Below are 16954 nucleotides of genomic sequence, written 5' to 3'. Positions count from 1 at the left end.
ATCATTAGTTTTACGCTAATAAAATGGCTCTCCTTCAGTGAAAAAATAACACTTTGTTTTGTTGCGTTTTCGCATCAAACCGTCGATGTATTTAATAGCGAATTAATGACTAATCAGATTCAGTTTGGCACAAAAAAGGCCTTCGCAATGAAGGCCTTTGTATTTATTTAAATCTCGATTACTGGTGAGACACCACAATCATACGCAGCGAATCTAGTTGATACTGAGCCTTGCTAATGTAACCAGTCAGTTCTTTGATTTGCGCATCAATCGCATCAATCTCTTCATCACGAATGTTCGGGTTAACCGCTTTCAATGCTTGTAGGCGTTCAAGTTCAGCGTTCAAGCTCGCCTGCATCTCTTTTTCTGCTTGCTGACGAATAGCGTCAACTTTGCTCACCACTAACGCGTCTCCGGCGCTGATCAGTTGATGTACTTGACCTTGCACTGATGTCACCAATTTCGCCGCGATATGACGACCAATTGGGCTCAATTGACGGTTAAAGCTTTCAAACTCTACCTGCTCAGACAGATCGTTACCTTTACCATCCAACATCACACGAATCGGAGTTTTAGGTAAGAAGCGACTGATACCGCTACGTTTCGGTGCCTGTGCATCAACGCTATAAACCAACTCAAGCAACATAGTACCAACGGGTAGTGCTTTATTCTTCAGTAATGAAACCGCAGCCGTGCCCACGCCTTCGCTCATCAATAGGTCAATACCACCTTGGATCATCGGGTGCTCCCAACTGATAAAGTGCATATCTTCACGAGAAAGCGCCGTATCACGATCAAAAGTAATCGTCGCACCTTCGTAAGGCAAGCCAGGGTAGCTTGGTACCATCATGTGTTCAGATGGTGTCACAACCAGTGCGTTTTCACCTTTATCATCTTGGTTCAATCCAATGGTATCAAATAGGCTTAAAGCGAACGTGACGAGGTTGGTATCACCATCGGTTGCCGAGATTTTCTCAACGATTTCTTGCGCGCGTTCACCACCATTAGAATGCATTTCAAGTAGACGGTCACGACCTTGTTCAAGTTGCGCTTTCAGCTCTTTATTCATCTTAGCTGATGCATCGATCACTTCTTCAAGCCCTTCGCTAGTGCCTGAAGCCAGAATGTTAATCAAATCATCTGAGAAACGGTCATACACAGCGCGTCCTGTTGGGCAGGTTTCAGCAAAGGCATTTAGGCCTTCATCGAACCAGCGAGCAAGGATAGCTTGCGATGTTCCTTCAAGGTATGGCACATGAATATCGATATCACGATTTTGACCAATACGATCCAAGCGACCAATACGTTGTTCCAACAAATCAGGGTTGAACGGTAGATCGAACATCACCAACTGGTTGGCAAATTGGAAGTTACGACCTTCAGAGCCAATTTCACTACAGATCAAGACCTGTGCACCGCCCTCTTCTTGTGCAAAGTAAGCCGCGGCTTTATCACGCTCAAGGATCGACATGCCCTCGTGGAATACGGTCGCACGGATGCCTTCACGCTCGCGCAAAGCTTGCTCTAGTTGCAGAGCCGTGCTGGCACGTGAAGCAATAACCAGAATCTTCTCTGCACGCTTATCTTTAATTTTTTCCAGCAACCAGTTCACACGTGAATCGAATTGCCACCAGCTTGAATCTTCCCCTTCAAACTCTTGGAAAATCTCTTCTGGGTACAAGTTTTTCAACGCACGAGCTTCTGGGCTCATCTTGCCGCCAATCAAACCTGCTACACGCATTGAGGTGGTGTATTGCTGCGGGATCGCCATTGGTAGAAGGTTAACATTACGCTTAGGGAAACCTTTGATTGCCGCACGAGTGTTACGGAATAAAACGCGCCCCGTACCATGGCGATCCATCAAGTTGTCAATCAACTCTTGGCGTGCGCTCGCTTTCTCTGCTTCATCACTGTTGCTTTCAATAATGCGGAACAACGGCTCTACATCTTGCTCTGATAACAGTTCAGTAATTTGATTTTTAGCGTCATCAGGCAATGCTTGGCCTGAGAATAGCGCGCTAACAGAATCCGCCACTGGTGCGTATTGCTCCTCTTCTTCCACAAACGCTTGGTAATCGTAGAAGCGGTCAGAATCCAATAGACGTAGACGAGCAAAGTGACTCTCACGGCCTAGCTGCTCAGGTGTGGCAGTTAGTAATAGGACGCCCGGCGTGCGCTCTGCCAATCCTTCAACCACTTGGTATTCACGGCTTGGTTTATCTTGGCTCCACTCTAGGTGATGCGCTTCATCGACCACTAACAGATCCCATTCACCTTCAACCGCTTGTTCAAAGCGCTTACGGCTCTTACGTAGGAAATCGAGTGAACATAAAACATATTGCTGGGTATCAAATGGGTTTTCTGCATCAGCAAAAGCTTCAATACAGCGCTCTTCATCAAAAATAGAAAAATGCAGATTAAAACGGCGCATCATTTCCACTAACCACTGATGCTGTAGCGTTTCTGGTACCACAATCAGAATACGCTCAGCACGACCTGCCAGCACTTGCTGGTGAATGATCATGCCCGCTTCGATGGTTTTACCTAGGCCAACTTCATCAGCCAGCAAAACGCGTGGCGCATGACGACGACCAACTTCATGAGCAATATATAGCTGATGAGGAATTAGACCTGCACGCATACCACATAAGCCACGCATTGGGCTTTTATGTTGCTCGTATTGATTTTTTAGCGCGCGGTAACGCAAAACAAAGTTGTCCATACGATCGATCTGACCGGCAAACAGTTTATCTTGCGGTTTGTTAAAACGAATTTGATTGCTAAGCATGATTTCACGTAGTGTGATTTCTTGCTCGCCGCTATCTTCACGAGTGCCGATATAGGTATAAATACCTTGATTCTCGATAACTTGCTCAACTTGTAGTGACCAACCTTCTTGGCTTTCAATCACATCACCAACGTTAAATGTCACGCGAGTGACAGGCGCTTCGCTACGGGCGTAGACACGGTTTTCTTCTGAAGCAGCAAACATTACTGTCACTGTACGAGCATCCAATGCCACTACGGTTCCTAAACCAAGATCACTTTCCGTATCGCTGATCCAACGTTGGCCCAAAGCAAATGTCATGTATCGACTACCTCATTTCATAAATTTATTATTTATATTCAAGAGACTTCAAGATGTAGAGTTGAGAGTCTTATCACCGATTTCAGCGTACGAAAAATATCGCGCTGAAGCTGAGCCTATAACCGCTCCTCAAAGGATGAGTCGAAGTGACTTGAGTATATTTTAGCTCTTCTTACGCCAATTCAAAGGCGACTGATGATAGAAAATACCATTCAGCAATAGCGTAGAAAAAGGTCGCTAATATTACTCGAAGCTGTGACATTGGTCACGTGCCTACCCCACATTTCGTCGTGATTTTTTGCTGTACTTTCGCTTGACATCAAAGTGTAAGAAACCCGTGGCACAAAAGAAAAGGATGATTGCCTATACTTTTAATAGCACAAGGCGTGGCAGCCCTGTGTGCTTAGGACGATCAACATGGGTTTGCTTTAGATGCACAGCTCAATCAACCGCCTAAAGCAAACAGTTAATACCAATCGTGGCAAGTCAGTGACCGGGAAAAACAGTTCAACGTACTTATTATGATTGGCATCAGTCAGCCTCACAGCAGTGAGCATTGTGCCGCATGCGGCAGGAGACGCTTATGGGTGATACGGACAGAAAATTTTTTGTACTCGATACCAATATCCTTCTTCATGAACCTTTCGCCATCTATTCCTTTCAAGAGCACGACGTCGTCATTCCGATGACCGTATTAGAAGAACTCGACCGAATTAAAGACAGTAAACGCGATGTCGCACGCGATGCTAGAGTGGCCATTCGCGCTTTAGAGGCGCTATTTAAAGAGGCGACGCCCGATGAAATTTCTGCCGGCATTCCAATTAATCGCGACAAGGAGAATGCTGGACATATTGCGATTTTAGCCGACTTTGAATTGCAAGAAACTATCAAGGCTTTTGCGGACAAAGCCGGAGATAACCGCATTCTTAATGCAGTGTTGTACTTGCAAAATAAACGCGCTCCACGTGAAGTCATTCTAGTGACCAAAGACATCAATATGCGCCTGCGCGCTAAAGGAGCGGGAGTTCGATTTGTTGAAGATTATCGCACCGATCAATTGATTGATGATGTGCAATACCTTACCAAGGGGTTTCAAACCATCGAAGGCGATTTTTGGGCACAAGTTGATCAAGTGGATAGTCAGAATCTCGCCGGAAAAACCTATCACACCTTAGCAAAAGAACCTTTTGACCCGACTTATCTCAACCAATATATCATCGATGAAGAAAGTGATTTTGTTGGTCGGGTGGCACAAATTGAACCCGATAACCTAACCCTTAAAGATCTCAGTCGTGAACGATTAATGCATCGCCGAGCTTGGGACATTACGCCGAAAAATATCTATCAAGCAATGGCACTCGATGCACTGCTCGATCCGGAAATTGATTTAGTCATTTTAACTGGTGCGGCCGGCAGTGGTAAAACGCTCCTCGCGCTTGCTTCGGCACTAGAGCAAACCATCGAACACAAAAAATTCGATAAGATCATCGTCACTCGAAATACCCCTGATATTGGAGAATCGATTGGCTATTTACCCGGTAGTGAAGAGGAGAAAATGTTGCCCTGGTTAGCGGCGGTAACAGACACACTCGAAGCTCTGCACAAAAACGATCACTGCACTGAGGGATCGCTCAAATACATTTGTGATAAAGCCAACATTCAATTCAAATCAATCAACTTCATGCGCGGTCGGTCGATTCAAAATGCTTTTGTGCTGCTCGATGAATGTCAAAACCTTACCGCTTCACAAATTAAAACTATTATCACTCGCTGCGGTGAAGGCACAAAAATTGTGTGTTCAGGCAACCTTGCGCAAATCGACTCTCACTATCTGACCCCGGTCACGTCTGGGCTCACTTATATGGTAGAACGATTTAAAAACTTCGAAGGGAGCGCTAATATCCATCTTAATGGCGTCGTACGCAGCCGTTTAGCGGAGTACGCTGAAGAGAATTTGTAGTCAAATCATAACGCCATAACAGGCGAGTTAATTTGACTAACTCGCCTTTAATTTAAAATAGTTATTCACTTTTTGTGAGTTTTTATGTTTTACTGTCATTCAGTAATCTTCACCCTCAAGGACTAGAGCATGGCGTTCAATCTTCGTAATCGTAATTTTGTTAAATTACTCGACTTCTCTCCTAAAGAGATTCAGTTCCTACTCGACCTCTCGGCAGATCTAAAAAAAGCCAAATACTGTGGCACTGAACAAAAAAGGCTGCAGGGGAAAAACATCGCCCTGATCTTTGAGAAAGCCTCCACACGAACCCGCTGTGCTTTTGAAGTAGCCGCCTTCGATCAAGGAGCGCAAGTTTCTTATATTGGCCCTTCAGGTTCGCAAATTGGCCATAAAGAATCGATGAAAGATACCGCTCGTGTACTTGGCCGTATGTACGATGGCATTGAATACCGTGGTTTTGGTCAGGCGATTGTTGAAGAATTGGCTGAGTTCGCGGGAGTCCCCGTATGGAATGGCCTTACAGATGAATTCCATCCAACCCAAATTCTCGCCGATTTCCTGACCATGCTAGAACATGGCCAAGGGAAGCAACTCAATCAAATGACTTTTGCCTATTTGGGCGATGCGCGCAACAACATGGGCAATTCCTTAATGGTTGGCGCCGCTAAAATGGGTATGGATATCCGCCTAGTGGCACCAAAGCAATTTTGGCCAGAGGCGCACCTTGTCGCCACTTGCCAAGAGATCGCTCAACAAACCGACGCAAAAATCACTTTAACTGAAAATGTCGATGAAGGCGTAAAAGGTTGTGATTTCCTTTACACCGATGTTTGGGTATCAATGGGGGAACCTGCAGAAGCATGGGATGAGCGCGTAGCACTAATGACCCCTTACCAAATTAATATGGAAGTAATGAAAAAAACCGGTAACCCACAAGCCAAATTTATGCACTGCTTGCCGGCCTTCCATAACGATGAAACTACAATCGGTAAGCAAGTGGCTGAGAAATACGGCATGAAAGGCTTAGAAGTAACAGAAGAGGTGTTTGAATCATCTCATTCTATTGTTTTTGATGAAGCGGAAAACCGACTCCACACAATCAAAGCTGTGATGGTGGCAACCCTAGGTCATTAAGTTACTTACTGTTTTGCACAAAAAAACCGCTAGGTAATCGCTTGCGCTTCCATTTCTACCGCGTATAATGCTCGGCAATTTGTCTGGAGGTTGTAATCATGCCACGTAACATTTGCACTGTGATGCGCTGCCAATCGCGCGCAACATCGCGTAAGCAACATTGCTTACTGGCTGTTTATTTTACAGCTTCCTCCTCTTTTTAAAGCCTCCCCTATTGGGAGGCTTTTTTATTGCCTAAAATTTTATTCTTTCATCAGATAGGGATGACGATTATGACCAACACGCTTTACAACAAGCATATCATTTCGATTCCAGAGCTATCCCGTGCAGAGCTCGAATTAATAGTCCAAACCGCAGGGCAACTGAAAGCAGAACCTAACCCAGATCTGATCAAAAATAAGGTCATCGCGAGTTGTTTTTTTGAGCCTTCAACCCGAACTCGCCTCTCTTTTGAAACCGCCATTCAACGTGTTGGTGGTGATGTGATTGGTTTTGATAATGCCGGTAATACTTCTTTAGCCAATAAAGGGGAAACGCTTGCAGACTCGATTCAAGTCATCTCTACCTATGTCGACGCTTTTGTTATGCGTCACCCTCGTGAAGGTGCTGCTCGCCTAGCGGCTGAGTTCTCCAATGGCGTGCCGATTATCAATGCTGGAGATGGGGCCAACCAACACCCAACTCAAACCTTGCTTGATCTCTACACCATTGCAGAAACACAAGGCCGCTTAGACAACCTCAATGTCGCCTTTGTCGGCGACCTTAAATATGGTCGTACGGTTCACTCACTGACTCAAGCACTCGCGAAGTTCAACAACATCCGCTTTTTCTTTGTCGCGCCTGATGCACTGGCAATGCCTGATTATATTTGTGAAGAACTCGATGAAGCAGGCATTCAATATAGCCTGCACACCGATATGGAAAGCGTGATCCCTGAGCTGGATATTCTTTACATGACACGGGTACAAAAAGAGCGCTTTGACGCCTCTGAATATGTGCACATCAAATCAGCATACATCCTAACAGCCGCTTTGTTAGAAGGCGCTCGTGAAAATCTAAAAGTGCTACATCCATTACCACGTGTGGATGAAATCACCACCGATGTAGATAAAACCCCACATGCCTACTATTTTCAGCAAGCAGAAAATGGCGTCTATGCACGTCAAGCATTGCTAGCACTAGTCCTTAACCAAACCCTGTAATCGAGGAGCAAGCATCATGACTAAAGAAACTCAATTGCAGGTTGAAGCAATTAAAAACGGCACGGTGATTGACCATATTCCGGCTCAAATCGGCATTAAAGTACTCAAACTGTTTAGCATGCACAAAAGTAATCAACGCGTTACTGTTGGCCTAAACTTACCCTCTTCAGCACTTGGTCATAAAGATCTGATCAAGATTGAAAATGTCTTTGTCAGCGAAGAACAAGCGAGCAAGCTAGCGCTTTACGCTCCGCATGCAACCGTCAATCAAATCGAAAACTACCAAGTAGTGAAAAAGCTCGCATTAGAGCTTCCTGAGCAAGTGACTGGCGTTTTTGAGTGTCCAAACAGTAACTGTATTACCCATGGTGAGCCCGTTGATAGCAGCTTTAAAGTGTTTGCTAAAAACAATGATGTTCGCTTGAAATGCAAATATTGTGAGAAAGTGTTCTCAAGAGAAATCGTCACAGAACGTTAGGCTAAAACCAAGGCTCTAAACAGCATGGTCTAATGCTGAACGACACCAATACCCCGCCTTGGCGGGGTATTTTGATCTTTACCTAGTTTCTGAATACAGGCACACTGACGTTCTTTGTTTCAGTGAATTGATTGGAAAACCTCATGACTAAAGTACTTCACACAGAATCTGCTCCAGCAGCAATTGGCCCATACGTACAAGGTGTAGACCTAGGCAATATGGTTCTAACTTCAGGCCAGATCCCAGTAAACCCTGTGACTGGTGAAGTATCTGCTGATATCGCAGTACAAGCACGCCAATCTCTAGAGAACGTAAAAGCGGTTGTTGAAGCTTCAGGCCTTAGTGTCACTGACATCGTAAAAATGACGGTATTTGTAAAAGATCTCAACGACTTCGGCACTGTTAACGAAGTGTACGGTAAGTTCTTTGATGAGCATAACGTTGCGAATTACCCTGCTCGTTCATGCGTTGAAGTTGCTCGCCTACCAAAAGATGTGGGTATTGAAATCGAAGCGATTGCGGTACGCAAATAGTCCTAGCAAATCAGAACAATTAAAAAGGCGAGCTCATGCTCGCCTTTGTTTTTGGTGTTTGAATTATCTTGCGCTAATTTAAAGGCTATTTAAATCCTTTGGCCTTTTTGATTAGATCATAAGCATTTTGAATCTCTTGCGATTTCTCTTTCGCAACATTCATCATTTCCGGTGGCAAACCTTTAGCCATCAACTTATCTGGGTGATGCTCATTCATCAATTTACGGTAAGCACGTTTCACCGACTTCGCATCCGCATCTGCATCCACACCCAGCACATCATAGGCATCACTCACCTGACTTGCAGAGGAAGCTTGCTGCCACGAACCCGATTGCTGTCCACCTGCAGAATGTCCATTAAAGCCGCCGCCACGTTGAAAACGGAAGGCCGCTTCTTGCATGCGTAAACGCTGCTCAAGTTGCTGAGCAGAGAAGCCCAGCTTTTCGGCGATGCGGTGTAAAACATCACGCTCACTCGGATGCAAATCACCATCAGCAAAAGCGGCTGAGATTTGCAGCTCTAAAAAGAACTGCAGCAGATCAAACCGTCCACCTGATGAGATCTTAACTCTGTTCAGAACTTCGTTTAGAGGAAAATCTGAAGCTTTACCATCGCGAAACGCTTCCTGTGCGGCGGTGCGTTGTGCACCATGCAAGTTCATTCGCTCCATCATGGTACTGGCAAGTTGGATCTCTTCACGAGTCACTTGCCCTTTCGCTTTCGCTACATGTCCCATCACGGCAAAAGCCGCTTTAAAAAACTCTTCTTGTTTTTGTGCTTGGCTTGGGCCTCCTCCAAAAGGTGAAGAGTTAAAACCCGCCTGACTTAAGCGGCGAGCTTTATCAAACTGATGCCCCAAAAATAGGCCAAATAGCGCACCTAGTGGCCCGCCGAACATAAAGCCAAAAAAAGTGCCAAGAATTTTGCCAAAAATATGCATTATGTGCTCTCAATCTCTGAATTTTTTCATCGTTACGCGGTCTGATAGTGCCGGATGAGTTAAATTCCTTTATGATAAAGACCGTTTTATTTCTTAATTCGGTCGTTAGTCCCCAAGTAACCCTGAGATACTCGGCTCAGCGTGAAGATATCGGGATATATTAGCCGAATTTGTCTAGTTAAACAGGATAGTAAAACTCGATGCCACGTTTTCCCCGATCGTTACTTGCCGCTTCAATTAGCGCTGCAGTGTTTACACCACAGATTCAAGCTAGTGAAGCACTAGTTGACGATAGTGTGCAGGAACTACCTGCTATAGATCAATGTTTGATCGATCAACCTGATGCCGAAAATCCAACTCAACAACCAATCAACGTCGAAGCGGATAGCTTAGAAGGCATTAATGGCGATAAAGCTACTTATAGCGGTAACGTGATTGTCGTTCAAGGCAAAAAGCGTATGCAGGCTGATAACGTTACTCTGCATCAGCAAGAGAACGTCGTCGTGGCTGAGGGCAACGTGATGTTCAGTGATGGCGAAGTAAAAACCGTTTCTGACAAAGCCGTCAATCATCTTAATACAGAGCATGTCGAACTCAATAATACCAAATACCAATTCCTGTGCGAACCAGGCCGTGGTGAAGCGGTATACGTAGCAAAAACGGGCAAAGCACTATACGAAATTGAAGATGGTTCAATCACCTCATGTCCAGAAGGCGATAACTCTTGGCGCATGGTGGCATCCAGCATTGACATCGACCAAAACGATGAAGAAGCAACGTTTTATAACCCACGTTTTGAAATTCAAAGCGTACCGGTTTTCTACCTGCCATTCTTAACCGTGCCGATTGGTGATACGCGTAAAACCGGCTTTTTATACCCAACCGTGTCTTACGGTTCGAGTGATGGCTTCGAGATGGAAGTGCCAATTTATTGGAACTTAGCGCCTAACTACGATCTCGAAACCACCATCAAACACATGCAAAAACGCGGTACTCAACTGAATAGTAATTTCCGCTACCTCACTGATTTTGGTCAAGGTCAAATTGAGTCTGAATATCTGCCTGATGATAAAAAGCACCCTGAAAAAGGCGATCGATGGGGCTTTCAATACACCCACAGTGGTATCTATGATCAGGCTTGGAAGTTCGATATTGATTACTCAAAAGTCAGTGATATCGATTATTTTACCGATGTAAGCTCAGGTATCGGTAATCGTGAAGATGGCCAATTGATCCAAGAAGGTCAAATCACCTACCGAACCCGTACTTGGGACGCCTCTTTACTCGCACGAGATTTCCAAGTGCTAACTGAAGAAGGTAACTTGCCTTACAGGTTATTACCTCAATTGAAATTTAATTACTATGCACCAGAGCTGACGCCATATCTTGATTTTGATATGACCAGTAGCATTTCTCGTTTTGATACCGATGACAATAATAAGCCATCAGCAACACGTATACATATTGAACCTGGCTTAACGATTCCAATTAGTACGACTTGGGGGACTTGGACCAACGAAGCACGTTTATTGGGTACTTATTACCAACAAGATTTAACCGGTATCAAACTAAACGACGATCAATTCGATCTTAAAGAAAATGTTACTCGCGTCATTCCAGAGTTCCGCTCTCACGCAGGTATTGTACTGGAACGTGACACTTATGTTTTAGGTGGTTACACCCAAACCTTAGAACCACAAATACAGTATCTTTATGTGCCAAAAGAAGATCAGAGTGATATCTATCTATATGATACCACACTGCTACAAACCGACTACTATGGTCTATTCCGCAGTCGTAAATACAGTGGTGTCGATAGAATTGCCCCTGCTAACCAATTCAGCTATGGCGCCTCAACGCGTTTCTTTGATGACCAATATAAAGAACGTTTGAATATATCTTTTGGTCAAATTTTCTATTTCGATAAATCAACCAAAACCTCGGCTTCTATTGGTGATCAAGAAGAGTCAACCAACTACTCTGCATGGGCAGTGGAGATGGATTTTAACTTTAATGACGACCTCTTCTATCATGGTGGCATCCAATACGATATTGATTCAGGTGAAATGCAGTTAGGTAATAGCACTCTCGAATACCGCTATAGTGACGGTTACGTTCAAGGTAACTACCGCTATGTAACCAAGGAGTACATAGAACAAACGGTCGACTTGGATCGCATCGCCGGCTCTAATGGTATTGACGGTATTACACGCGACGGTATTTCCCAAGCGGGTCTATTAGCCGGCTACAACTTATCGCGTAATTGGAATGCCAGTGCACAGTATTTCTATGACTTAACCACAGATCAATCCATCGAATGGTTAGCACGTTTAAACTATATTGATGATTGTTGGTATATCGGCTTCACATACAGCAATCAATTACGTGCCTGGAACTCTGAAAATGGTTTTTCAGACTACCCAGCCACCAAACCAGATTATGAGAGTAACTTAAGTATCAACTTTGGCATTATCGGATTTGGTACCAATATCGGCTCTGGTTCTGGGTTATATGACTTAGATAACGCGGACAATTCGCTTGGTTACGGTCGCCCATTCTACTTGAACAACTAATTTTTTAGCCAGCCTAGGTGGCTGGCCAAACGTCTATTTAAAGGGTTATTGATGAAAACTTGGAAATACACGCTGCTTACCCTGGTAGCGGCATGCCATATCGGAACGGCTTCTGCCGAGATGGTTGAAATGGATAAAGTCGCGATTATCGTTAACGAGGGCGTGATTCTTGATAGCGATATTGACACTGCGGTTAAAACACTCAAGTTTAACGCATTAGAGAATGGCCAAGCGCTGCCAAACGAAGATGTATTGGTTGAACAAGTAAAAGAAAAACTGATCCTAGAAAACCTTCAACAGCAAGAAGCTGAGCGTATTGGTGTACGTATTGATGACAATCGTTTAAACGATGCCATTGCTGATATCGCCAAAAGAAACAACCAGACAGTTGAACAACTCAGCGCTGCAATTACCGCTCAAGGCATTAGCTACCCTGAGTTTCGTGAACAAGTTCGCAATGAGATCGCAGCCAGCGAAGCACGTAATGCATTAGTTCGTCGCCGCATCAATATTTTACCGGCAGAAGTTGAAAACCTCGCGGAAGTGTTAGCGCAAGAGACCAGTGCGACCGTACAGTACAAAATTGGCCACATTCAGTTGCGTGTCAACGATGGTGATGACAAAGCACAAGTCGAAGCACAAGCAAAAGAGCTGGTTGAAAAACTTAATAATGGTGAAGACTTTGCCAAGCTTGCTTACGCCTACTCAAAAGGGCCGAAAGCGCTACAAGGTGGCGATTGGGGTTGGATGCGTAAAGAAGAGATGCCAACCATCTTCGCTGATCAAATCAAACTGCAAAATAAAGGGACCGTTATCGGCCCATTCCGCAGTGGTGCTGGCTTCCATATTCTAAAGTTAGAAGATGTTAAAGGTCTTGAAACTGTCGCGGTAACAGAAATCAATGCGCGTCATATTTTGATTAAGCCGACAGTAATCTTAAGTGATGAAGGTGTTCAAAAGCAGTTAAATGAATTTATTCGCCAAATTAATGCTGGCGAAGCAACGTTTGCAGAACTTGCTCAACAATACAGTCAAGATCCTGGCTCAGCAGCTCAAAATGGTGAGCTTGGCTACCAAACCTCTGATCTCTACGTGCCAGAATTTAAGCACCAAGTGGACACTTTAGCGGTTGGCCAAATTAGCGCACCATTTAAAACGGTACACGGCTGGCATATTGTTGAAGTACTGGATCGTCGCGAAGTAGACCGCACCGATTCGGCAATGAAGAACAAGGCTTACCGTATTTTGTTCAATCGTAAATTCAACGAAGAAGCCAGTGCATGGGTACAAGAATTGCGTGCCGGTGCTTACGTTGAAATGGTCAAGGATCAACGTAATGTCAATTAAGCGCATTGTTGTCACCGCAGGTGAACCTGCAGGCATTGGCCCAGATTTAGTCTTAGCACTTTCAAAAGAGAGCTGGGATCATCAAATTGTGGTTTGTGCAGACAAAACAATGCTCGCCGAGCGCGCTCAGCTGCTCGGCATTGATGTGACACTACAAGATTACGATGCGACCCTTCCTGCATCACCACAGCAAGCAGGTTGTTTGATTGTTGATCATATTGCCACCGAGCAAGCTGTTGTTGCCGGTAAACTTGATGAAGCGAATGGCCACTATGTGCTCAACACATTAGAACGTGCAGCCGTGGGCTGTATGAACCATGAGTTTGATGCGGTAGTGACTGGCCCAGTGCATAAAGGCGTGATCAATAGAGCAGGCGTCGCGTTTAGTGGTCACACTGAATTTTTTGCCGAAAAATCGAACACCCCTTTAGTGGTAATGATGCTGGCAACAGAAGGGCTGCGCGTTGCTTTAGTGACGACACATATCCCACTCGCCTACGTTTCGAAAGCCGTTACTGAGGAGCGATTGGAAAAAATCATTGATATTTTACATCGTGATTTAGTAGAAAAATTTGCTATTCGTCAGCCAAACATCTATGTTTGCGGGCTTAATCCTCACGCAGGAGAAGATGGCTGCTTAGGTCGAGAAGAAATTGAAACTATCACTCCTACCCTAGAGCGGATTAAAGCTCAGAAAGGAATAAACCTGATAGGTCCACTTCCCGCCGATACCATCTTCAATGAGAAATACTTACAAGATGCCGATGCGGTATTGGGTATGTACCATGACCAAGTATTGCCAGTCCTGAAATACAAAGGATTTGGACGTTCAGTTAATATTACACTTGGTCTACCCTTTATAAGAACATCGGTTGATCACGGAACAGCTCTTGACCTAGCAGGAACCGGTCTTGCGGACACAGGGAGCTTCCGAACAGCGCTGACGCATGCAATAGATTTAGTAGAGAAGAAACAATGAGAAATGATGTCCATTTAGGGCACAAAGCGCGTAAACGTTTTGGTCAAAACTTCCTAAACGATCCTTATATCATTGATGGTATCGTTTCTGCCATCAATCCACTACCAGGTCAAAACCTAGTAGAGATCGGTCCTGGCCTTGGTGCTATCACAGAACCTGTAGGTCGCGAAGTCGATAAATTTACTGTTATCGAACTTGACCGCGATCTTGCTGAGCGTCTGCGTAACCACCCAGAACTGGCAGACAAGCTAACGATTCACGAAGGCGATGCAATGCGCTTCGACTTCGCACAGCTAGTAAAGCCAAACAATAAGCTACGTATTTTTGGTAACCTGCCGTACAACATCTCAACACCTTTGATGTTCCACCTGTTTGAATTCCACGCGGACATTCAAGACATGCACTTCATGTTGCAAAAAGAGGTGGTTAACCGTTTAGCAGCAGGCCCAGGCAGCAAAGCATACGGCCGTCTAACCGTAATGGCACAATACTTCTGTAAAGTCGTGCCTGTGCTTGAAGTACCACCAACCGCATTTGTTCCGCCACCAAAAGTGGACTCTGCCGTGGTGCGCTTAATGCCATATGAAGTACTGCCTCACCCAACAACAAGCCTAAAATGGCTTGAGCGCGTATGTCGCGAAGGCTTTAACCAACGCCGTAAGACCATTCGCAACTGCTATAAAGGCCTGATAGAGGTTGAAACTCTAGAAGAGCTGGGCATCAATCCAGCATTGCGCCCAGAAAACCTAACGCTAGAGCAGTTTGTTGCGATGGCCAACTGGCTTGACGCAAACCATGTATAATTTTTAAGGGCGCTCAGGCGCCCTTTTCTTTTAACACCACACAATGCTACGAGGAGTTATCACATGGATATCACTCAACCTTGTATCAAAATCAAAGTTCACAGCAAATATATTGCCGAACAATCTAACCCTGCCGAAAATCACTATATTTTTGCCTACTTGGTGACAATTAAAAACCTCAGCCGACAAACCGTACAGCTGATCAGCCGACGCTGGTTAATTACTGATGCCAATGGTAAACAAGTCAACGTAGCGGGCGATGGCGTCGTTGGCCAACAGCCTTTTATTGATGGCCTTGATGAGTATAGTTATAGCAGCGGCACGGCGATTGAAACTCCGGTTGGCGTGATGCAAGGTCAGTACATAATGCTAGATGAAAAAGGCCAGCAGTTCATTGCTGAGATTGACCCTTTTCGCCTCGCAATCCCCAACGTATTAAATTAGGAACACTTAGTGGCAACTTATATCGTCGGCGATATTCAAGGCTGTTTCGATGAGCTACAGCAACTGCTCGCAAAGGTAGAATTCAACCCAAACAATGATCAACTTTGGATCGCTGGCGATCTTGTTGCTCGCGGACCAAAATCACTCGAAACATTGCGCTTTATTAAACAGCTTGGTAGCAGTGCTGTGGTTGTTCTTGGTAACCATGACCTACATTTACTTGCGGTGTCATTGGGAATTCATCGCGTAAAAGAGAAAGATAAAACGGCAGCAATCTTTGCGGCAGAAGATAAAGAAGAGTTGCTCACTTGGCTCCGTTATCAACCGCTTTTGGCTGAACATGATGAGTTTGTCATGAGTCACGCAGGTATTTCACCACAGTGGGATTTAACCACTGCCCGCAATGCTAGCCGTGAAGTTGAACAAATTCTTCAGAGCGAGCAATGGCCTTGGCTAATCGAAAACATGTATGCCAACCTTCCCGACTTTTGGCATGACAACTTACAAGGTATCGAGCGTTATCGTTATATTATTAACGCCTTTACTCGTATGCGTTTCTGCTTTACCGATGGCCGTTTAGATATGCAATGCAAACTACCGCCTAACGAAGTGGATTCAAACGAGCTAATGCCATGGTTTGATCTACCGAATCGTAAAGACATTGGTAAAACCGTACTATTTGGCCACTGGGCAGCGCTTGAAGGTCACTTTGGTCAGAGGGAAGTCGGCTTGGACACAGGCTGTGTATGGGGCGGAGAATTAACCATGTTACGTTGGGAAGACAAGCAATACTTTGTCCAGCCTGCGCTAACATAAGTTAAGGCAGCACATTCTACTTTGCTGTGAGAGATCAGAATCGAGAGCACTAAGCTTTAAGAAACGAGAACGTGAAGCGGATCGACAACAGAGAAACCGCAATAATATTTCAGCTCTCGCTTCTCACAACGAAGTGTTCTTACTTATCCAAGATAACAAAGCGCATATCGTAAAGGTTCTTCTCATCCGCTTTGTAGCTCTCAGAGTGGCTCTCTACAAAGCTATCATCCCAAATTGGGAATTGAGTATCCCCATCGACGTTCGCATCGATATAAGTCACGTAGAGGCGATTAGCAATGGGCAAACAAGCCGCATAAATTGCGCCGCCACCAATAATCATGACCTCTTCAACCTCACCAGCCGCAGCAAGTGCTTGTTCGATGCTTGTCACCGTAGTGACTCCGTCAATCTGAAGTTGATTATCTCGACTGATCACAATGTTTTGACGTCCTGGTAATGGACGACCAATAGATTGATAGGTTTTGCGCCCCATCACCACAGGCTTTCCCATGGTGCAGCGCTTAAACCACGCAAAATCAGCAGGGAGATGCCACGGCATTTGATTATCTTTGCCAATCACACGATCGTTTGCCATTGCAGCAATCATACTAATGATCATTCTTCATCCTTAGGTCCATAACAAGGTCAATGATAAGG

The 16954-nt window shown here is 44.9% G+C and carries 14 protein-coding genes; 11 read left to right on the top strand and 3 right to left on the bottom strand.

The genetic code is table 11. The annotated features are described in order from the left end of the window. Positions 1-178: 178 nt before the first annotated feature. Positions 179-3088 (bottom strand): RNA polymerase-associated protein RapA, encoded by a 2910-nt coding sequence (gene rapA / locus RJD38_RS08910; RefSeq protein ID WP_065545707.1) that lies wholly within the window; start codon positions 3086-3088, stop codon positions 179-181. A 583-nt stretch (positions 3089-3671) separates the two neighbouring features. On the opposite strand from rapA, the gene RJD38_RS08905 reads away from it, so the two are divergent. The 5 genes from RJD38_RS08905 to RJD38_RS08885 all read left to right on the top strand — a co-directional run bounded on the left by RJD38_RS08905 (position 3672) and on the right by RJD38_RS08885 (position 8395). Beyond that, positions 3672-5048 (top strand): PhoH family protein, encoded by a 1377-nt coding sequence (locus RJD38_RS08905; protein ID WP_009385857.1) that lies wholly within the window; start codon positions 3672-3674, stop codon positions 5046-5048. Positions 5049-5177: 129 nt separating this feature from the next. Beyond that, a complete protein-coding gene (locus RJD38_RS08900) occupies positions 5178-6182 on the top strand; it encodes an ornithine carbamoyltransferase (protein WP_065545708.1) in 1005 nt (334 codons plus the stop codon). Between the two features lie 272 nt (positions 6183-6454). Further along, entirely contained in the window at positions 6455-7384 is a 930-nt protein-coding gene (gene pyrB / locus RJD38_RS08895) for an aspartate carbamoyltransferase (RefSeq protein ID WP_065429807.1), read from the top strand. 16 nt (positions 7385-7400) lie between these two features. Beyond that, a complete protein-coding gene (gene pyrI, locus RJD38_RS08890; protein WP_005593164.1) occupies positions 7401-7862 on the top strand; it encodes an aspartate carbamoyltransferase regulatory subunit in 462 nt (153 codons plus the stop codon). A 143-nt stretch (positions 7863-8005) separates the two neighbouring features. Next, a complete protein-coding gene (locus tag RJD38_RS08885; protein WP_005593163.1) occupies positions 8006-8395 on the top strand; it encodes a RidA family protein in 390 nt (129 codons plus the stop codon). 85 nt (positions 8396-8480) lie between these two features. On the opposite strand, the gene djlA is transcribed toward RJD38_RS08885, so the two are convergent. Continuing rightward, positions 8481-9335: a co-chaperone DjlA gene (gene djlA, locus RJD38_RS08880; protein WP_065429806.1), complete on the bottom strand. Its 855-nt coding sequence runs from the start codon at positions 9333-9335 to the stop codon at positions 8481-8483. A gap of 200 nt (positions 9336-9535) precedes the next feature. On the opposite strand from djlA, the gene lptD reads away from it, so the two are divergent. The 6 genes from lptD to apaH all read left to right on the top strand — a co-directional run bounded on the left by lptD (position 9536) and on the right by apaH (position 16297). Next, positions 9536-11908 (top strand): LPS assembly protein LptD, encoded by a 2373-nt coding sequence (lptD, locus tag RJD38_RS08875; protein ID WP_065545709.1) that lies wholly within the window; start codon positions 9536-9538, stop codon positions 11906-11908. Between the two features lie 51 nt (positions 11909-11959). Then, positions 11960-13255: a peptidylprolyl isomerase SurA gene (gene surA, locus RJD38_RS08870; RefSeq protein WP_065545710.1), complete on the top strand. Its 1296-nt coding sequence runs from the start codon at positions 11960-11962 to the stop codon at positions 13253-13255. Next, entirely contained in the window at positions 13245-14234 is a 990-nt protein-coding gene (pdxA, locus tag RJD38_RS08865; protein WP_005593158.1) for a 4-hydroxythreonine-4-phosphate dehydrogenase PdxA, read from the top strand. Before surA ends, pdxA begins: the two co-directional genes overlap by 11 nt. Next, positions 14231-15037 (top strand): 16S rRNA (adenine(1518)-N(6)/adenine(1519)-N(6))-dimethyltransferase RsmA, encoded by an 807-nt coding sequence (gene rsmA, locus RJD38_RS08860; protein ID WP_005593157.1) that lies wholly within the window; start codon positions 14231-14233, stop codon positions 15035-15037. Before pdxA ends, rsmA begins: the two co-directional genes overlap by 4 nt. Before the next feature lie 63 nt (positions 15038-15100). Next, a complete protein-coding gene (gene apaG, locus RJD38_RS08855; RefSeq protein ID WP_065545711.1) occupies positions 15101-15481 on the top strand; it encodes a Co2+/Mg2+ efflux protein ApaG in 381 nt (126 codons plus the stop codon). A gap of 9 nt (positions 15482-15490) precedes the next feature. Beyond that, the gene (gene apaH / locus RJD38_RS08850) at positions 15491-16297 is read left to right on the top strand and encodes a bis(5'-nucleosyl)-tetraphosphatase (symmetrical) ApaH (protein WP_065545712.1); all 807 of its coding nucleotides are present in this window, start codon (positions 15491-15493) and stop codon (positions 16295-16297) included. Between the two features lie 139 nt (positions 16298-16436). Here apaH and folA read toward each other — a convergent pair whose 3' ends face one another. After that, positions 16437-16916 (bottom strand): type 3 dihydrofolate reductase, encoded by a 480-nt coding sequence (folA, locus tag RJD38_RS08845; protein WP_009385848.1) that lies wholly within the window; start codon positions 16914-16916, stop codon positions 16437-16439. Between the last annotated feature and the right edge of the window lie 38 nt (positions 16917-16954).

Source organism: Vibrio scophthalmi (genome assembly GCF_040869025.1).
In the GTDB taxonomy this organism is placed as follows: Bacteria; Pseudomonadota; Gammaproteobacteria; order Enterobacterales; family Vibrionaceae; genus Vibrio; species Vibrio scophthalmi.
The sequence above is the reverse complement of the archived record's forward strand: the minus strand, read 5'-3'. Positions and strand labels throughout refer to the sequence as shown.